The sequence below is a fragment of the Flavobacterium sp. genome (genome assembly GCF_043773265.1).
In the GTDB taxonomy this organism is placed as follows: Bacteria; Bacteroidota; Bacteroidia; order Flavobacteriales; family Flavobacteriaceae; genus Flavobacterium.
This window is the reverse complement of record NZ_JAYVFH010000177.1, coordinates 1-2,555: the sequence shown is the minus strand read 5'-3', so window position 1 is coordinate 2,555 and position 2,555 is coordinate 1. Positions and strand designations below refer to the sequence as shown.

3 protein-coding genes are annotated in these 2,555 nt (G+C 30.7%); all 3 read left to right on the top strand.

Features of this window, described 5'->3' with window-relative positions:
* Positions 1–454: glutamate ligase domain-containing protein (locus ACH2BO_RS09630; protein ID WP_395044531.1), on the top strand; the 454-nt coding region annotated here is incomplete at its 5' end.
* 61 nt (positions 455–515) lie between these two features.
* Complete coding sequence (gene mraY / locus ACH2BO_RS09625; protein ID WP_395044530.1) at positions 516–1,742, top strand: phospho-N-acetylmuramoyl-pentapeptide-transferase; 1,227 nt, start codon at positions 516–518, stop codon at positions 1,740–1,742.
* A gap of 48 nt (positions 1,743–1,790) precedes the next feature.
* Positions 1,791–2,555 (top strand): Mur ligase family protein (murD, locus tag ACH2BO_RS09620; protein ID WP_395044529.1); only part of this gene is annotated, 765 nt, incomplete at its 3' end.

Genomic DNA, 2,555 nt, shown 5'->3' with positions numbered 1-2,555 from the left:
TTTGGTAGTTGGCATTGTTGATTATGCTCACACACCAGATGCTTTAGAAAATGTTTTAAGCACTATAAAAAAATTGCGTAAAGGACATGAAAAAGTAATTACAGTGGTTGGTTGTGGAGGAGATAGAGATAAAACCAAACGACCAATAATGGCAAACATCGCTACTCAAATGAGCGATAAAGTAATCATTACCTCAGATAATCCAAGAACTGAAAATCCATCAACAATAATAACCGAAATGGAAGCTGGTGTTGAGCCACAAAATTATAAAAAATCACTTTCTATAGAAGATAGAAAACAAGCAATAAAAACAGCATGTCAGCTTGCAAATGATAATGATATTATTCTAATTGCAGGAAAAGGACACGAAACCTATCAAGAAATTAACGGTGTACGCCATGATTTTGATGACATGAAAATTGTAAAAGAATTTTTAGAACAATTAAACAAATAGTAAACAATATTTGAGTTTGAAACTATACAATTGAAACTCTTAAACTTTTAAACTAAAAGCAATGCTATATTATTTATTTGAATATTTAGACAAAACATTAGACGTTCCAGGAACTGGAGTGTTTCAGTACATAACATTTCGTTCAGCTTTAGCATTAATACTTTCGTTATTGATTTCAACCGTTTACGGAAAAAAAATAATAAATTTTTTAAGAAATCAACAAGTTGGTGAAACTGTTCGTGAACTTGGTTTAGAAGGTCAAACTCAAAAAGCCGGAACGCCAACAATGGGTGGATTAATCATTATTGTTGCCACATTAATTCCGGTTTTATTATTGACAAAATTGAATAATATTTATATTGTTCTACTAATTGTTACCACTCTTTGGATGGGAACTATTGGATTTATTGATGATTATATTAAAATATTTAAAAAAGACAAACAAGGTTTAAAAGGAATTTTTAAAGTAATTGGTCAAGTTGGATTGGGAGTAATTGTAGGTTCAGTTTTATATTTTCATCCTGGAGTTACTGTTCGTGAAAAATCTAATAAACCAATTACATTCAACAGAACAGAAAATGTAATTAGTCAACCAGCCAAAGAATTAAAATCTACTGCAACTACAATTCCGTTTATAAAAAACAATGAATTAGAATATGCCAAAATTTTAGAACCATTCACAGATAATTATCAAGATTGGGCATGGTTAATTTTTATTCCAATTGTAATTTTTATCATAACCGCAGTTTCTAATGGTGCAAATCTTACAGATGGAATAGATGGTTTAGCCGCAGGAACATCAGCAATATCAGTACTTGCACTCGGTATTTTTACTTTCGTTTCGGGTAATATTATCTTATCCAATTATCTCAATGTAATGTATATTCCTCATTCTGGAGAAATGACCGTTTTTATCGCTGCATTTGTTGGAGCATTAATCGGATTTCTTTGGTACAATTCCTATCCAGCATCTGTTTTCATGGGCGACACAGGTAGTTTAACAATTGGAGGAATCATAGCGGTTTTAGCAATCTCAGTAAGAAAAGAAATGTTATTGCCAGTTTTCTGTGCTATTTTCTTTGCCGAAAGTGCATCTGTTATAATACAAGTAACCTATTTTAAATACACCAAAAAACGTTTTGGCGAAGGTAAAAGAGTGTTTCTAATGTCACCATTACATCATCATTATCAAAAAAAAGGGTATCATGAAAGTAAAATTGTAACTCGTTTTTGGATTGTAACTATTTTACTAACAATCGTTTCAATTGTAACTCTCAAATTAAGATAATTAAATACATAATTAGGTTTAATTTCTTAATGGCTTAAAAATTATAAGATGGAAAGGTTAGTAATTCTTGGTGGTGGCGAAAGCGGAGTTGGCACAGCAATTCTAGGAAAAAAAGAAGGATATGATGTTTTTGTGTCCGATTTTGGAAAGATTAAAGAAAATTATAAAGACGTTCTTACTAAATACGAGATAAAATGGGAAGACGAAAAGCATACCGAAGATTTAATTCTAAATGCTGATGTAGTAATGAAAAGTCCTGGAATTCCAGACAAAGTTGCCATAGTAAAAAAGCTTCATGAAAAAGGAATTCCAGTAATTTCTGAAATCGAGTTTGCTGCACCATTTACAAAAGCAACAACAATTGGAATTACAGGTAGTAATGGTAAAACAACAACAACAATGTTAACCTATCATTTACTAAAAGAAGCTGGTTTAAATGTTGGATTAGCAGGGAATATTGGAAAAAGTTTTGCATGGCAAGTTGCCGAAGAAAACTATGATTTATATGTGTTAGAATTAAGTAGTTTTCAGTTAGACGGAATTATAAATTACAAGCCACATATTGCCATAATTACTAATATAAGTCCAGATCATTTAGACAGATACGATTATAAATATGAAAATTATATAGAATCTAAATTTAGAGTAACAAAAAACCAAACCCAAGACGATTATCTCATTTATGATGCAGATGATGAAGCAATATCTAATTGGTTACAAAACAACAAAGTAAAAGCACAACTAATACCTTTTTCAATCACAAAACAACTAGAAAAAGGTGCCTTTTTAAACAACAAAACTATGGAAATCAAC

Excerpts from the sequence above, each read along its gene's own strand:
- mraY (WP_395044530.1), top strand. The coding sequence starts at position 516 with ATGCTATATTATTTATTTGAATATTTAGACAAAACATTAGACGTTCCA.